General features: G+C 73.9%; 13 protein-coding genes. 6 read left to right on the forward strand and 7 right to left on the reverse strand.

The genetic code is table 11. From position 1 onward, the window contains the following. Positions 1-31: 31 nt before the first annotated feature. Together AB0411_RS11455 and AB0411_RS11460 are read right to left on the reverse strand one after the other, a co-directional pair. On the reverse strand, positions 32-781 hold the full coding sequence (locus AB0411_RS11455) for a CbtA family protein (RefSeq protein WP_366417041.1): 750 nt from the start codon (positions 779-781) through the stop codon (positions 32-34). A gap of 15 nt (positions 782-796) precedes the next feature. Next, complete coding sequence (locus AB0411_RS11460) at positions 797-1,015, reverse strand: CbtB domain-containing protein (protein WP_152104518.1); 219 nt, start codon at positions 1,013-1,015, stop codon at positions 797-799. A 309-nt stretch (positions 1,016-1,324) separates the two neighbouring features. Between AB0411_RS11460 and AB0411_RS11465 the strand changes: the two genes are divergently transcribed. From AB0411_RS11465 to AB0411_RS11480, 4 genes are all read left to right on the forward strand, one after another. Further along, on the forward strand, positions 1,325-1,897 hold the full coding sequence (locus tag AB0411_RS11465; RefSeq protein WP_366417042.1) for a histidine phosphatase family protein: 573 nt from the start codon (positions 1,325-1,327) through the stop codon (positions 1,895-1,897). Positions 1,898-2,032: 135 nt separating this feature from the next. After that, on the forward strand, positions 2,033-2,473 hold the full coding sequence (locus AB0411_RS11470) for an SPW repeat protein (RefSeq protein ID WP_086719010.1): 441 nt from the start codon (positions 2,033-2,035) through the stop codon (positions 2,471-2,473). A gap of 784 nt (positions 2,474-3,257) precedes the next feature. Then, entirely contained in the window at positions 3,258-5,084 is a 1,827-nt protein-coding gene (locus AB0411_RS11475; protein ID WP_366417043.1) for an alkyl/aryl-sulfatase, read from the forward strand. A 79-nt stretch (positions 5,085-5,163) separates the two neighbouring features. Then, positions 5,164-7,194 carry an ATP-binding protein gene (locus AB0411_RS11480; protein WP_366417044.1) on the forward strand — a complete coding sequence of 677 codons (2,031 nt, stop codon included), beginning with the start codon at positions 5,164-5,166 and terminating at the stop codon, positions 7,192-7,194. A gap of 21 nt (positions 7,195-7,215) precedes the next feature. On the opposite strand, the gene AB0411_RS11485 is transcribed toward AB0411_RS11480, so the two are convergent. From AB0411_RS11485 to AB0411_RS11505, 5 genes are read right to left on the reverse strand one after another with little or no spacing between them, the layout of a single operon-like run. Continuing rightward, positions 7,216-8,256 (reverse strand): serine hydrolase domain-containing protein, encoded by a 1,041-nt coding sequence (locus tag AB0411_RS11485; protein ID WP_366417045.1) that lies wholly within the window; start codon positions 8,254-8,256, stop codon positions 7,216-7,218. Further along, entirely contained in the window at positions 8,253-9,176 is a 924-nt protein-coding gene (locus tag AB0411_RS11490) for a DUF6895 family protein (protein WP_366417046.1), read from the reverse strand. Before AB0411_RS11490 ends, AB0411_RS11485 begins: the two co-directional genes overlap by 4 nt. Beyond that, positions 9,173-10,156 (reverse strand): DUF6895 family protein, encoded by a 984-nt coding sequence (locus AB0411_RS11495; RefSeq protein ID WP_366417047.1) that lies wholly within the window; start codon positions 10,154-10,156, stop codon positions 9,173-9,175. Before AB0411_RS11495 ends, AB0411_RS11490 begins: the two co-directional genes overlap by 4 nt. Then, entirely contained in the window at positions 10,153-10,854 is a 702-nt protein-coding gene (locus tag AB0411_RS11500) for a hypothetical protein (protein ID WP_366417048.1), read from the reverse strand. The genes AB0411_RS11495 and AB0411_RS11500 overlap by 4 nt, the downstream gene beginning before the upstream one ends. Before the next feature lie 15 nt (positions 10,855-10,869). Next, entirely contained in the window at positions 10,870-11,055 is a 186-nt protein-coding gene (locus tag AB0411_RS11505) for a hypothetical protein (RefSeq protein WP_018091704.1), read from the reverse strand. A gap of 482 nt (positions 11,056-11,537) precedes the next feature. On the opposite strand from AB0411_RS11505, the gene AB0411_RS11510 reads away from it, so the two are divergent. Further along, positions 11,538-13,496 carry an MFS transporter gene (locus tag AB0411_RS11510; protein WP_437041705.1) on the forward strand — a complete coding sequence of 653 codons (1,959 nt, stop codon included), beginning with the start codon at positions 11,538-11,540 and terminating at the stop codon, positions 13,494-13,496. Beyond that, positions 13,496-14,047 carry a MarR family winged helix-turn-helix transcriptional regulator gene (locus AB0411_RS11515; protein WP_366417049.1) on the forward strand — a complete coding sequence of 184 codons (552 nt, stop codon included), beginning with the start codon at positions 13,496-13,498 and terminating at the stop codon, positions 14,045-14,047. Before AB0411_RS11510 ends, AB0411_RS11515 begins: the two co-directional genes overlap by 1 nt. Positions 14,048-14,056: the final 9 nt, after the last annotated feature.

Below are 14,056 nucleotides of genomic sequence, written 5' to 3' on the forward strand. Positions count from 1 at the left end.
CGTCGCGAGCCCTCCTTCGTGGGCGCCGGGGTCAGGAGGCGGCGGGTGCCGCCCCGGCCGCGGTGGCCGGGGACCGGGTCGGGACGACCCGCTCCGCGAGGTGACCGAAGACCAGCCCGAAGGAGGTCCACAGCACCAGTTGGATGGCGATCGCCGACAGCCGGAACTGCCAGAGCAGCGTGGCCGAGAAGCCGTGCGGCACCTCGTTGATCGCCGGCAGGAACGCGTAGGCGAGGCCGATGGCGACCGCGAACGAGGCGACGGCCGCGACCGTGGCGTACCAGTTGCCCAGCTTCGGAGCCAGCCGCCGGCCGAGGATCGTGGCGGCGACGGCCAGCAGGATGCCGAGCAGCATCATCAGGAAGTACAGGGCGGTGCGCTTGCCGATGGTGTCGGGGTCACCGACGGACGGCGGGTTGGCCGGGTACTTCAGGAACGGTACGAGGTAGACGGCCAGCAGCGCCGCTCCGGAGAGCAGCGCGGCCGTGGCGCGGGCACCGAACCTGCCGATCCGCCCGAGGGCGAAGCAGAAGGCGAGGGCGGCGATGCCGCCCAGCGCCACGCCGTAGACGAGCACGCCGGTGGCCAGGCCCGCCGTGGACTGCACACCGCGGCTGACGACCTCCATCTCGTGCTCGTGGCTGTGTGCCTCCTCGAACGCGATGGCGGCGTTCACCTGCGGTTCGCCCAGCAGATAGGCGACCACGAGGGCCAGGACACCGGCGGCCAGGCCGGCGAGCATCCCGCGCACCAGGAGGTTTCTGATGGTGACGGAGTTCATGGGAGCGCCGTCCGATCAGTGGCAGGGGAAGCCGAGCAGGTGGCGCCCGTCGTGGACCCACTCGTGGACGTCCGTGCCCGAGAGCACGGAGGTGGCGCCCTGCTCCGCGCCGATGAAGTACAGCAGAACGAGCATCAGGACGCCGACGAAGAGCGCCCACGGGGCAAGGGTCTTGAGGGGGAGCGGGGCCGGGGTGACGGCGCCGGTGGCCGGGGGTGCGATGGTCTGGGCCATGGCGGAACCTCCTGTGCGGGGAACTCGCGTCCCTGGTCGTTGGAGTGCGTAACGACATGTCGGGTCTGGCTCGCCCGGTTCCGGCCCTGCTGGGCTGGTGTAAACCGGACATACAGTGGCGCGACCGCGCCGGGATCCCACCGGCTTCCGTCATGTCATCGTCAATATCATCGGGAAGGTACCGCGAACCGATCCCCGGGCCAAGGCCGCGAAGGGGGCGGAGAGGCGCAGGACAGGGCGCGTGGGCCGGACAACTCCCTTGCGCGGGTACGGGGTTGCCGGTGCCGGTGAAGGGTGGAAGAAGAGGCTATGACGACTCGGGTGATGTTGGTCTCACCGGCCGCGGGCGACGCCCAGCGCGAGGTGCGCTTCGACGACGACGGGCCGCTGGGCGAGGCCGGGCTGCGCCGCGTACGGGACGCGGTCGGCACGCTCCCGGCCGCCGACCGGACCTTCGCCTCGCCCTCCGTCCGGTGCCGGACCACGGCCGCGGAGCTCGGGCTGCCGGCGCGCCCCGCGCGGGAGCTGGCGGGCTGTGCGATGGGCGGCTGGCGCGGCCGGACCCTGGCGGAGGTCGCCGATGCCGAGCCGCTCGCGGTGTCCGCCTGGCTCTCGGACCCGGACTTCGCGGGGCACGGCGGGGAGTCGCTGCGGCAGCTCCGCGACCGGGTCGAGGACTGGCTGACACGGATGGCCCGGGACGCGGGCCGGGTGGTGGCCGTGGTCGAGCCGGATGTCGTACGGGCGGCGGCGGTCTGTGCCCTGGGGGTGCCGGTGGAGGCGTTCTGGCGGCTGGATGTGCCGCCGCTGACCGTGACCGAGCTGAGCGGCCGCGGCGGGCGCTGGAATCTGGGCCTGGGGCGGGCGCCGGGCCGCAGGTGACGGCGGTGCGGCGGGTGTCCGGCAAAATTCGCTTGCCACTTCATCTACACATAAAGGCGACATAAGCGCAGAATAAAAGTGCGCGGCTCGATGCCACGCGGAACGGCCAGACCGCGAGTCAAGGAGGCGAGTCGCATGGCCGACGTCTCACACCACAGGGGAGATCTCGCAGGTCACCCCGATGCTTCTGAGATGCAGGCTCGGTACGAGCGGGTGCTCGGCGGGCGTGACGTGGTACTCGTCGACGGGCCGGTGTTGCTGGTCGGTCTGTACTGCGCCGTCTCGCCGTGGATCCTCCACTTCACGGCCGCACAGCCGGCACTCGTGACGCACAACCTCATCCTCGGTATTGCGATCGCTCTCCTGGCGGTCGGGTTCACCGTGACCCCCGAGCGGATGTACGGCCTGAGCGGTGCGATGTGCGCGATCGGCGTATGGATGATCATCTCGCCGTGGATCGTCGGCAGCAGCCCGGACGCCGGCGTCATCTGGAACAACGTCGTCATCGGCGCCCTGACGTTCCTGCTGGGTGCCATGTGCGTCGCCGCGGCCTCGAAGAGCCGCCGCGGTACCTGACGCGCTCTCCCGCGAAGCGGGTGACAGCCGCCGGCCGCTTGCCGCCCAAGGAGGCAAGCCGGTCGGCGGCTGTGCGAAGGGTGCCGGCTAGCCGCGCGGGCCGCGGCCGTCCGCGACCAGATGGCCCCACAACCCGGCCAGCACCAGTCCGCCCGCGAGCAGGAGCCCGTGGGCCAGGGCGATGCCGGCGGCCAGGCTGCCCACCGCGGCGGCCGGCGCCAGCCAGGCGAGGCCGCGGTGGTGCGGGCGTAAGCGGGCCGGGTGGTCCGCCGCCGCGGTGCGGGCGCGGGCGTCCGGGCCGGTGCGGAGCCGGTAGCGCTCGGCGAGCTCGCCGAACGGGTGCTCGTCGTACGGGGTCAGCGTCGTCCCTCCTCCGGTCGTGCCGACGACCGCGCCGGAGCGGCAGGGCGAGGGCGGGCGGGGCGCTGTCCCGGTGATCGCCTCAGGTCGGGGTCGCTTGACCGGAGGCGCGGGGCGGCAGCGTCATCGGCAATGTTGTGCCCGGCCCGGCCCCGCCCGTAACGCCGCCGAAGGGAGAGGCGCCGTGCTGCGGCCGGGTCGCCTCTGCCGCGGTCCTCGCCGCGGACTTCTCCGGCCGCCCGGCCGAACGGCCGAACGGCCGGACCGCTCGGCCGACTTCGACGCCGCGACGAGCCGGGCCGGAGCGCCGCATCGCGCAGCCCGCTGCGGCGGGTGCCCGCAGGCATGCGATAACCGCCCATCTTCGGTTAAATCGGTGGCATGGGTCCGTCGACTGTGGCCCGCCCCGGAGAGGGAGCGTCCCGTGACCGCTGCACCCGTGGATGACCATCAGGACTTCGCCGACGCCGACCGTGGCTTCATCGCCGCGCTCGACCCGCCCCAGGTCACCGCGGACGACGGCCGGGTCATCTGGGACGCCGAGGCCTACCGCTTCCTGGCCGGAAACTGCCCCGACACCGCGCACGAGGGCCTGTGGCGGCACGGCCGGCTGGTGAGCAGGCAGGGCCTGTACGAGGTCACCGACGGGATCTACCAGGCACGTGGCCTGGACCTCTCCAACATGACGCTGGTCGAGGGCGACCACGGCGTCGTCGTCATCGATCCGCTCGCCTGCGCCGAGACCGCCGCCGCGGCCCTGGAGCTCTACCGCAAGTACCGCGGCGACCGGCCGGTCACCGGCCTGATCTACACCCACTCGCACGGTGAGCACTTCGGCGGCGGGCGGGGCGTCCTGCCGCACGACCACCACCCCGTCCCGGTGCTCGCGCCGGCCGGCTTCCTGCGCCACGCGGTCCGCGAGGAGGCCTACGCCGGGACCGCCATGACCCGCCGCTCCGTCTACATGTACGGAACGCAGCTCCCCAAGGGCCCCGACGGCCAGATCGGCTGCGGCCTGGGCACCACCCGCTCCACCGGCACCATGACCCTCATCCCGCCGACCGTGGACATCACCCGCACCGGCCAGGAGGAGATCGTCGACGGCGTACGCATGGTCTTCCAGCTCACCCCGGGCACCGAGGCACCCGCCGAGATGAACTTCTGCCTCCCGGCGCACGAGGCCCTCTGCCTGGCCGAGAACGCCACCCACACCATGCACGCCGTCCTGCCGCTGCACGGCGCGCCCGTCCGCGACGCCCGTGCCTGGTCGCGCTACCTCGGCGAGGCGCTCGCCCTCTTCGGCGACGAGGCGGAGGTCGCCTTCGCCTCCCACCACTGGCCCACCTGGGGCAAGGACCGCGTCCGGACCCTCCTCGCCCGCCAGCGCGACCTCTACGCCTACCTGCACGACCAGACGGTGCGGCTGCTCAACGAGGGACACACCGCCCCCGAGATCGCCGAGACACTCCGGCTGCCGCCCGCCCTGGAGCGGGACCCGGCCCTCCACGGCTACTACGGCTCGCTCGGCCACAACGTCAAGGCGATCTACCAGCGCTACCTGGGCTGGTTCGACGGCAACCCCGCCCACCTGTGGGAACACCCGCCGGCCGAGCAGTCCCGACGCTATGTCGACACCATGGGCGGCGTGGAGGCCACGGTCGACGCGGGCAAGCGGTACGCCGCCGAGGGCGATCTGCGGTTCGCGGCCACCCTGCTCAACCACGCCGTCTTCGCCGACCCCCACAACCTCCGCGCCCGGCGCGAACTCGCCTTCGTCTACGAACGGCTGGGCCACGGCTGCGAGAACGGCACCTGGCGGAACTTCTACCTCACCGGCGCCATGGAGCTGCGCGGCACCCTCGCCGAGGCCCGCACCCACACCGCCGACCCCGACCTGGCCCTGGCGCTGACCGTCGACCAGCTCCTCGACTCGCTCGCCATCCGCATCGACGGCCCCCGTGCCTGGTCCACCGCGCTCACCCTCGACCTCCACCTCCCCGACGAGGACCGGACCTGGCACCTGACGCTCTCCCACGGGGCCCTCACCCACCTCAGCTCGCCCGGCGCCCCGACAGCCTCCGGTGCCCGCGCCCCGGACCTCACGCTCACCCTCACCAAGCCCCAGCTGCTCGGCCTGCTCGCCGGCCACGGTCCCGGCGACGCCGTACAGCACGGGGAGACCGCGGCGCTGGACCGGCTGCTGGGCCTCGTCCGTACGCCGGACCCCACCTTCCCCGTCGTCACACCCTGACGAGGCCGGCCGTCAACCTCGTGCCCCGGCCCGCCGCACGGGGCTCCTGCCGGGGCCGCGACTGGGGCACACTGGGCCGGTGTTGAGCAACATTCCCGAGGAGCCGACCAGCTTCATCGGCCGGCGCACCGAACTGCGCCGGATCGACGACGAGTTGACGGTGCATCGGCTGATCACGCTGACCGGCCCCGGCGGTGTGGGCAAGACCCGGATCGCGATGCGGGCCGCACGCGCGGCGGCGGAGCGGTTTCCCGACGGGGTCTGCTGGGCGGACCTGTGGCCCCTGCACGGCGCGGGCCGGCTGGTGGCCAGCGTCTGCGACGCCGTCGGACTGGCCGACCACACGGCGCGGACGCCGGTGGCGGTGCTGTGCGAAGGGCTCGCCGGCAAGCGGCTGCTGCTGGTCCTGGACTCCTGCGAACACCTCGTCGACGCCTGCCGCGACCTGCTGGGGGACCTGCTGACCGCCGCCCCCGGCGTGACCGTGCTGGTCACCAGCAGACAGCCGCTGGGCCTCGTCGGCGAGTGGACCACCGAGATCGGCCCGCTGCCCTGCACCGGCGACAACGACGCCCTGGCCCTGTTCACCGCACGGGCCAGGGCCGCCGCCCCCGGCCTCCCGCTCACCGCCGCACCGCACGCGGCGGCCGCCGCCGCCATCTGCCGCCGCCTCGAAGGCATCCCCCTGGCACTGGAGCTGGCCGGCGCCCAGCTGGCGCACACCTCCGTCGAGCGGATCGCCGAGCGGCTCTCCTCCCGCTTCGACACCCTCGACGGCGACGGTCCCGGACGGCCGCCGCGGCACCGCACGCTGCGCTGCGCCATCGGCTGGAGCCATGAGCTGTGCACCCCGCTGGAACGGCTGCTGTGGGCCCGGCTGTCCGTCTTCCGCGGCACCTTCGACGAGGAGTCCGCCGGCGCCGTGTGCGCGGGCGGCCCGCTCACCGCGCAGGGCGTGCGCCGCACCCTGGACGCCCTGGCCGCCAAGTCGGTGCTCACCCGCGAGGGCCCCCGCTACCGCATGCTCGACACCCTGCGCGAGTACGGCCGGATGTGGCTGGCCGAACTCGACGAGACGAGGGCGCTCGCGGACCGGCACGCCGCGCACTTCGCCTCCTTCGGCCGTCGCGCCGAACGCGGCTGGCTCGGCCCCGAACAGGTCGGCTGGTACGGCAGGGTCGCCGAGGCCCACGTCGACCTGTGCACCGCACTGGACCACCTCCTGGCCACCGACCCGGAACGGGCCCAGGAACTCGGCGCCGCCGTCGGCTTCTTCTGGAGCTGCTGCGGCCACCTCCACGAGGCCAGGGAGTATCTCGCCCGCGCCCTGGCCGCCCACCAGGCCCCGGGCCCGGCCCGCACCCGCGCGCTGTGGGCGCTCGGCGTCGCCGTGCTCCTCCAGGGCGACCTGGCACTGGCCGACGCCCTGGGAGTGGAGTGCGCACACGCCGCCCGGGCGCTGGACGACGCGGAGGCGGTGCTCCAGGCGGGCTACCTCATCGGCCTCACCCACCTGATGGCCGGCCGTCCGCTGTCCGCGCACACCGTCGCGGAAGAGGTGCTCGGCCCCCCGCCGCCCGCCCCCTTCGGCTCTCCGGCCCGGCTGCGCTGCCACCTCGTACAGCTCTTCGCGCTCACCGGTCTGGGCCGGCTCGCCGAGGCCCGCGCCGAGGCGAGCGCGCTGCGCCGGGGGTGTGTGCAGCGCGGCGAACACTGGGCCCGCTCCTATGTCGACTACCAGCTCTCGCTGATCTCGCTGCTCCAGGGCCGGCCGGAGGAGTCGGCGGGCCACGCCCGGGCGATGCTCGCGGCCAAACAGGGCATCGGCGACAAGTTCGGGATCGCGCTCGGCCTGGACCTGCTCGCGGCCGCGGTGGCGGCCCAGGGCCACGGCGCGGCCGCCGCCCGTGTCTACGGCAGCGGCCAGGCCCTCTGGCGGACCGTCGGGCACCCGCAGCGCGGCACCCCCGAGCTGCGGGCGGTGCGCGAGGAGTGCGAGCGGCGGGCCCGCGCGGCGATCGGCGACGAGGCGTACGCGGACCTCTTCCGCCGGGCCAGCGAGGAGCGGCCGGGGACCTCGCTGGCCCGGATCCTGGCGGGCGACCCGTGACCGGCGGAGGTCCCGCCCGGATCAGGTGGTCCGGTCGCCGGCCAGTGCGTACAGCAGGTCGTAGGCGGTGCTGACCATCCGGCAGGAGCGGCCGCGGCGGGTGGCCAGGGCGACCAGCCCGGTCCGCGTCGCCGGGTGGAAGCCGAGGAACGCCTGCTGGCCGAAGGTCGCCCCGACGTGGAACAGCAACGGGCCCTGCGGCGCCGGATGCTGATACCACGTCAGGGTGTGGGTGTGGCGTTTCCGCCAGCCGCGGCGCAGCAGCGGCACCTGGACCTCGCGCAGCGGCCCGGCCAGCGGGGTGTCGCCGGGGGAGAGGTGTGCTTCGAGGTAGGTGAGCAGGTCGCCGGGGGTGGCGCGGACCGACCCGGCGGCGACGAAGGCGCCCATGTCGGCGCTGTCCACCGGCGTCACCCCGTTCGTCCGGTGGCCGATGGCGTCGGTACCGGTGGTGCCGGGGCCCAGCGTGGTGTCCGTCAGCCCGAGCGGGCGCAGCACCCGGTCGGTGAGCAGGGCGGGGTATCCGGCGCCCGCGGCACCGGACATGGCCGGGCCGAGCAGCGCCAGCCCGAAGTTGGAGTACCGCCAGCGGGTGCCGGGACGGTGCCGCGGCCGGGTGCGGGCGAAGGTGCGCAGCAGCCGCTCGGTGTCGTATCGGGCGTAGCCGTTGGCGTACGGGTGCACCAGCGCGCCGGCGATCAGGTCGGACGGGATCCGCGGCAGGCCGGAGGTGTGGGTGGCCAGGTGCCGCAGGGTGATCCGGCGCGAGTGCGGGTGCGGCAGCGGCAGCCGCGGCAGCCGGTCCGCGAGGCGGTCGTCCAGGGACAGCACCCCGGCGCCGGCCAGTTCGGCGAGCAGCAGCACGGTGAAGGTCTTGGACAGCGACCCCAGTTCGTAGCGCAGCGCATGGCGGGGGGTGGGCGGCGCCAGCGCCGTGCCACCGGTCATCACGGTCCGCCGTCCGCGCCGGCTGACCGCCAGCACGACGTCCGGCGCGTCGATCAGGGTGACCGCGTCCGCGAGGCGGTCACCGAGCGCCGGTCCGGGGCTTTCGGCAGTCATCCGACGGCGGACAGGGCCCGGGAGGTGGCCATCGCGGAGGCGAACGCGGCGACCAGGGTGGGGTGGTGGACCAGGTCGAAGACCCGCGCCGGGTCGCCCTGCGGCATCCGGCGCTGGATGGGCATCGCGCCGGTGGGCGACTGGGCCGCCGCGTACCGCTCCCACAGGTCCGCGTCCAGCGTGGGCCGCGGCAGGCAGGCGTCGACGACGAGGAGTTCGCCGAGCAGGTCCCAGTGTTCGAGGTCCGCCCAGTCCTCCGTCCAGGCGGGCAGGTACCGCATGAGGTAGTCGGCGATGGCCGGCGGGATGCGCTCGGGGGCCTCGCCCCAGTTGGTGAGGTGGAAGACGGTGTGGGTGAGGTCGTAGGCGATGTGCAGCTGCACCGTCCACGGTTCGGGCAGCTGCCCCAGCCAGGTGCGCGCCACGGCCTGGTCGAAGTCGCCGCTGGGCGGCAGGCCGAGCTTGCGTTCCGCGTTGAGCACGCCGAGCCGCCGGTTGGGCATCATCTCCAGTGCCGTCCAGGTGGCGGTGTGCCGGCAGACCTCCAGCGCGGCCTCCAGCCCCGGGTGGCGGTGGCCGAGTTCGTGGAAGGTCGCGTAGACCTCCAGCGGCACGGGGGAGAGCGGCTCGTCGTGCTGCAGCCGGGCCAGCACATTGCCGCCGTCCAGCAGCTCCCGCCAGGCGAAGTCCAGCAGCTTCCCGGCCCGCTCCTTCTGCCGGGAGCCGGCCACGCCCTCCCGGAACAGCACCCGCATGTTGAGCGCCAGCTCCCCGATGGGCTTGAGCCGTTCGACCACCGCGCCGTTGGTGGCGAAGTCGTCGGGGGTCAGCCGGAAGTGCTCGCGGTGGTCGTCGAGCCAGGTCAGGGCCCGGTCGCCGACACCGTGCAGCAAGGCGGGGGATGCGGCCGTCACGGTCACGGGGCAGTCTCGCTTTCGCAGGAGGTCCGCCCGCCCGCCATCGCCGTATCCCCGGCCGGGCGTCCGGCCTCGGCCTCGTCGGAGGCGATACGGGCGAGGGTGGCGGCGAACGCGGTCACCAGGGTGGAGTGGTAGCAGGCCGTGAACGCCTCGGCCCGGTCGCCGGACGACGGCGCGGCGCCGATCTCGGGCACGCTGCCGTCGGCCGCCCGGGCGCCGGCCAGCCGCTGCCAGGCCTGTGCGGGGTACGGGGCCTGCGGCAGGCAGGCCGTCACGGCCAGCAGCTCGCCGGCCAGGTCCCACAGCTGTTCCTCCAGCCAGTTCTCCAGCCAGGAGGGGAGCCACAGCCGCAGATAGCCGGCGAGCTCGGGGGAGAGCCGCTGCCGGTTGCGGCCCCAGTCGGTGAGGTGGAAGACGTCATGGGTCACGCCGTACGCCGCCTTGCGGTCCAGCGCCCACGGCTCGGGCAGCCCGCCGAGGCCGGTCAGGGCCAGCACGGCCCCGGAGTCGGCGTGCTGGCGCAGCCCGATCCGCCGCTCCGCGTTGAGCACCCCGAGGGTGCGGGTGTGATCCTCGCGGGCCACCCGCCAGCCGCGCAGCCGGGTCGTGGTGTCCACCAGCGCGTCGGCCTCGGCATGCCGCAGCCCGGCCTGGGCGAACACCCCGTAGAGCTCGACCGGGTAGGTGGCGAACGGCTCCCCGCGGATCAGCTCGGCGAACAGTTCCCCGTCGCGGGTCTCGTTCCAGGCGAACGCGAAGAGCCCGCGGGCGGTCTGCCGGAACTCGTCCCGCGGGTGCAGCACACCGATGAGCTGGGTCAGTTCGGCGAGTTCGCCCAGCGGTTTGAGGGTCAGGTTGGGGTCGGCGTCCGTGGTGACGTTCGGGGGCAGCCGGAAGAAGTCGCGCGACTCCTCCAGCCACCCCAGGCTGCCGTGGACCATCGAGTCCAGCAGCCCGGGGTCGCCCCGGCCCCCGGTCACCAACCCCGTCCGTAGAATCGCCGGGCCGCCACGACGTGCAGCGTCACCCGTGGGTCGTCGCCGCCCATGTGGCGGACGAACGCCAGCCCGCTGTCGAGGCCCAGGCTCTCCGGCGCGTCGGGCAGCCGGGCCAGCCAGCGGCCCAGGCCGGCGGCCTGGAGCCAGTCCCTGCGGCGGACCGCCCGGACGAAACCGCGGGCCAGATCGTCGGTGCGTGCCGTCAGCTGCTCGGCGAGACCGGGCGCCAGCCCGGGCAGCGCGAGCGCCGCGAGCTGTGACACGCGGTGGGAGAGCTTCGGCCAGGGGTCGGCATCGACCCATCCGGTCGCGGCATCGGGTGGTGGCGGCCAGTCCCGCGCGCTCGCGGACAGCAGCGTGTGCGAGGCCTCGACCAGGCCCCGGTAGGTCCACACCGACACCTCCGAGGCGTCCGCTCCCGGTGGGAAGCTCGTGAGTGCCTGGTGGACGACCTCGGCGTCGTTGCCGCCGGCGGGCGCCCCGGGAAGGTCCATCGCGTAGGGCGCGAGGACATCGGCGCCGAGCACCCGGATGGCGGCGGGGGCCAGCGCATCGCTCTGCCGCAGAACGGCCGACAACGCATAAGGGTCGCCCTCACCCCGCAGGGCGAGGGCGACCCCGGTTGCGGCATCGGCGATCACAGCGCTCAGCGGGACTGCTCCCTGCGTCTGTTCAGCCAACGCTTTCCCCTCAGCTCAGCGAACGTCGGTCTTGGGCCGGGGGGTGGGCGGCGAGATCAGGAGCAGCGCGGCCAGCAGCAGCGCACCTCCGCACTCGCGGGTATCGCGGAAAACACCGTCGGCCTCGGCGGGTTCGAGCAGTCCCTCGACCTCGGCGGCCAGGGCGGCCGTCTCGACCGGCGCTGTGCGATCCGTAACCATGCGATCAACTCCTTCGACGAATGGGATCTTCAGATTCACATCGGGGTATTTGGCACGCAAGGTGAAAAGTGCGACAAGCGGCAATCTTTCGGGTGGTGGTGAGGGTTCCTCAGCCACCCCCGTCCCTCTCAACTTCCGTGCCCCGCACGGCTGATGGTGTGGCGTCCGACGTGGCAGCCAGGCGTACGCGGCGATTGCTCCGGGGCTGACGGCGCCGCACCGATGGGGGAGCCGACTGCTCTGTTCGGATGCACCGGCCCGGAGGGGGTGCCCGTACGGGGGAGGGGGCGTCGGGCCCGCGAGGCGGCCGGCCGGGGCGCGTTTCCGCGGGGCGGTGCCGCGGGGGCGGCGCCGGGGGGCGGTGCCGGAGCCGAGGGGGCGGAGAGGGCGCCGGGCACCGGCTGCTCTGGCCGGTCCCCGCCCCCGAGAGTTAGATTGGTTGAAGTCAAGCAAGTAAATGTCCCGGTGGGAGTGAGTGCCCCGTGGGAAGTACTGCTGCTGATCTCGGCGACCGGGCCGCTGCGGGCCCGCGGGCGCGCCGTGCGCCGGGGCCCGGCTACAAGTGGGTCGCCCTGTCGAACACGACCCTGGGCGTGCTGATCGCGTCCATCAACATGTCGATCATGCTCATCGCGCTGCCCGACATCTTCCGGGGCATCGGCGTGGACCCCCTGCAGCCGGGGAACACCAGCCTGCTGCTGTGGCTGATCATGAGCTACCTGGTGGTCACCGCCGTACTGGTGGTCAGCTTCGGCAGGCTCGGCGACATGTACGGCCGGACCCGGATGTACAACCTGGGCTTCGCCGTCTTCACCGTCTTCTCCGTCCTGCTGTCGGTGACCTGGCAGCACGGCACGGCCGGTGCCCTCTGGCTGATCGCCATGCGGGTCCTGCAGGGCGTCGGCGGCGCCATGCTGATGGCGAACTCCAACGCGATCCTCACCGATGCCTTCCCGGCCCGGCAGCGCGGCCTCGCCCTCGGCCTGAACCAGGTCGCGGGCATCACCGGTTCGTTCGTCGGGCTGGTCCTCGGCGGTCTGCTCGGGCCCGTCAACTGGCGGCTGGTCTTCCTGGTGTCGGTGCCGTTCGGGGTGTTCGGCACCGCATGGGCCTACCTGAAGCTGCGGGACACCGGCCTGCGCACCCCGGCCCGGCCCGACTGGTGGGGCAACCTCACTTTCGCGGCCGGACTGATCGCCGTGCTGGCCGGGATCACCTACGGCATCCAGCCGTACGGCGGGCACACCATGGGCTGGGGCAACCCCGCCGTGCTCGCCGCGATGGCCGGCGGGGTGCTGCTGCTGGCCGTCTTCTGCGTCGTCGAGACGAAGGTGGCGGCGCCGATGTTCCGGCTCGGGCTCTTCCGCATCCGCGCCTTCACCGCGGGCAACCTCGCCAGTCTGCTCGCCTCGCTCGGCCGCGGCGGGCTGATGTTCCTCCTCATCATCTGGCTGCAGGGGATCTGGCTGCCCCGGCACGGCTACGGCTTCACCGAGACGCCGCTGTGGGCCGGCATCTACATGCTGCCGCTGACGCTGGGCTTCCTGGTGGCCGGCCCGGTCTCCGGATGGGCCTCCGACCGGTTCGGGGCGCGGACCTTCGCCACCGGCGGGATGCTGCTCGCGGCCGCCTCGTTCGGGGCGCTGCAGGCCCTGCCGGTCGACTTCGGCTACTCCGGCTTCGCGCTGATCCTGCTGCTCAACGGCATCGGCATGGGCCTGTTCGCGGCGCCCAACCGGGCCGCCATCATGAACAGCCTGCCGCCCGACCAGCGCGGGGTGGGCGCCGGCATCAGCACCACCTTCCAGAACTCGGCCATGGTGCTGTCCATCGGCATCTTCTTCTCGCTGATGATCACGGGGCTGGCCGGGGCCCTGCCCCGCGCCCTCACCAGCGGACTGACCGCCCAGGGCGTCCCGGCGGCCGACGCCGCCAGGGTCGCGGCACTGCCGCCGGTGGGCGTGCTCTTCGCCTCCCTGCTGGGCTACAACCCGGTCCGGACCCTGCTCGGACCGCAGGTGCTCGACCACCTTCCGCCCGGGCGCGCGGCGTATCTGACCGGCCGGGAATTCTTCCCCCGGCTGATCTCCCAGCCGTTCTCCGACGGGCTGACCGTGGCCTTCGGCTTCGCCATCGCCGCCTGCCTGATCGCCGCCGTCGCCTCGCTGCTGCGCGGCGGACGGTACGTCCACGACGACGGCCGCGTCCGGCACCCGGCGGACGGAACGACGGCGGCACCGGCACCCGGGCCGGCACCGGCCGCCGTGGCCGGGACGCCGGGGCCCGGCGGCTCAGCGGTGGACCCGGGCGCGGCCACCGGTGGCCCCGCCGCAGCCACCGGCCCGGACGTGGGCTCCAGGCCGCGCGCGGCCACCCGGACCGGTTCGCCCCCATCCTCGCCGCCGCCCTCGCCACCCCCGTCACCCCCCAGGAGCCCGTGATGGAGCAGTCCGACGCCCCGGCCGGGCGGTCGTCGCCGCCGTCCCGGACCGAACCGGCGGAGCTGGCCGGGCGGCTGCGCGCGGTGATCCAGCAACTGCTGCCGTTGCTGCGCGGCCGACAACGGCACCGGGACCTCACCCCCAGCCGTACGGCCGCCCTCGCGGCCCTCGCCGCCCACGGCCCGCTGCGCATCAGCGAACTCGCCGCGCGGATGAACATCGCCCTGTCCACCACCTCCCGCATGGTGGACCTGCTGGACACCTGCGGCTGGATCGCCCGCCGCCCCGACCCCGCCGACCAGCGCGCCAGCCTGATCAGCCTCAGCGACGACGGGCTGGCGCTGCTGCGCGCCGTACGCCGGGAGACCACCGGGGTGCTCCGCGAACGGATCGCCCGGCTGTCCCCCGACCGGCAGCGGCTGCTGCACGAGGCGCTTCCCGCGCTGGAGGAACTGGTCGAGGGGGAGCAGTGGCTGCCGCGGGGGGCGCCGTCGCGCCCGGGCCGGGCCGGCGGTACGGGAGGGGCACGGGGCGGTGACGGCACCCTCTAGAGTGCGGGG

It is taken from the genome of Streptomyces angustmyceticus (assembly GCF_040701845.1).
In the GTDB taxonomy this organism is placed as follows: domain Bacteria; phylum Actinomycetota; class Actinomycetes; order Streptomycetales; family Streptomycetaceae; genus Streptomyces; species Streptomyces angustmyceticus_A.

Coding starts and splice junctions, on each gene's coding strand:
- AB0411_RS11455 (WP_366417041.1), bottom strand. CDS start 781: ATGAACTCCGTCACCATCAGAAACCTCCTGGTGCGCGGGATGCTCGCC.
- AB0411_RS11460 (WP_152104518.1), bottom strand. CDS start 1,015: ATGGCCCAGACCATCGCACCCCCGGCCACCGGCGCCGTCACCCCGGCC.
- AB0411_RS11465 (WP_366417042.1), top strand. CDS start 1,325: ATGACGACTCGGGTGATGTTGGTCTCACCGGCCGCGGGCGACGCCCAG.
- AB0411_RS11470 (WP_086719010.1), top strand. CDS start 2,033: ATGGCCGACGTCTCACACCACAGGGGAGATCTCGCAGGTCACCCCGAT.
- AB0411_RS11485 (WP_366417045.1), bottom strand. CDS start 8,256: ATGACTGCCGAAAGCCCCGGACCGGCGCTCGGTGACCGCCTCGCGGAC.
- AB0411_RS11505 (WP_018091704.1), bottom strand. CDS start 11,055: ATGGTTACGGATCGCACAGCGCCGGTCGAGACGGCCGCCCTGGCCGCC.
- AB0411_RS11515 (WP_366417049.1), top strand. CDS start 13,496: ATGGAGCAGTCCGACGCCCCGGCCGGGCGGTCGTCGCCGCCGTCCCGG.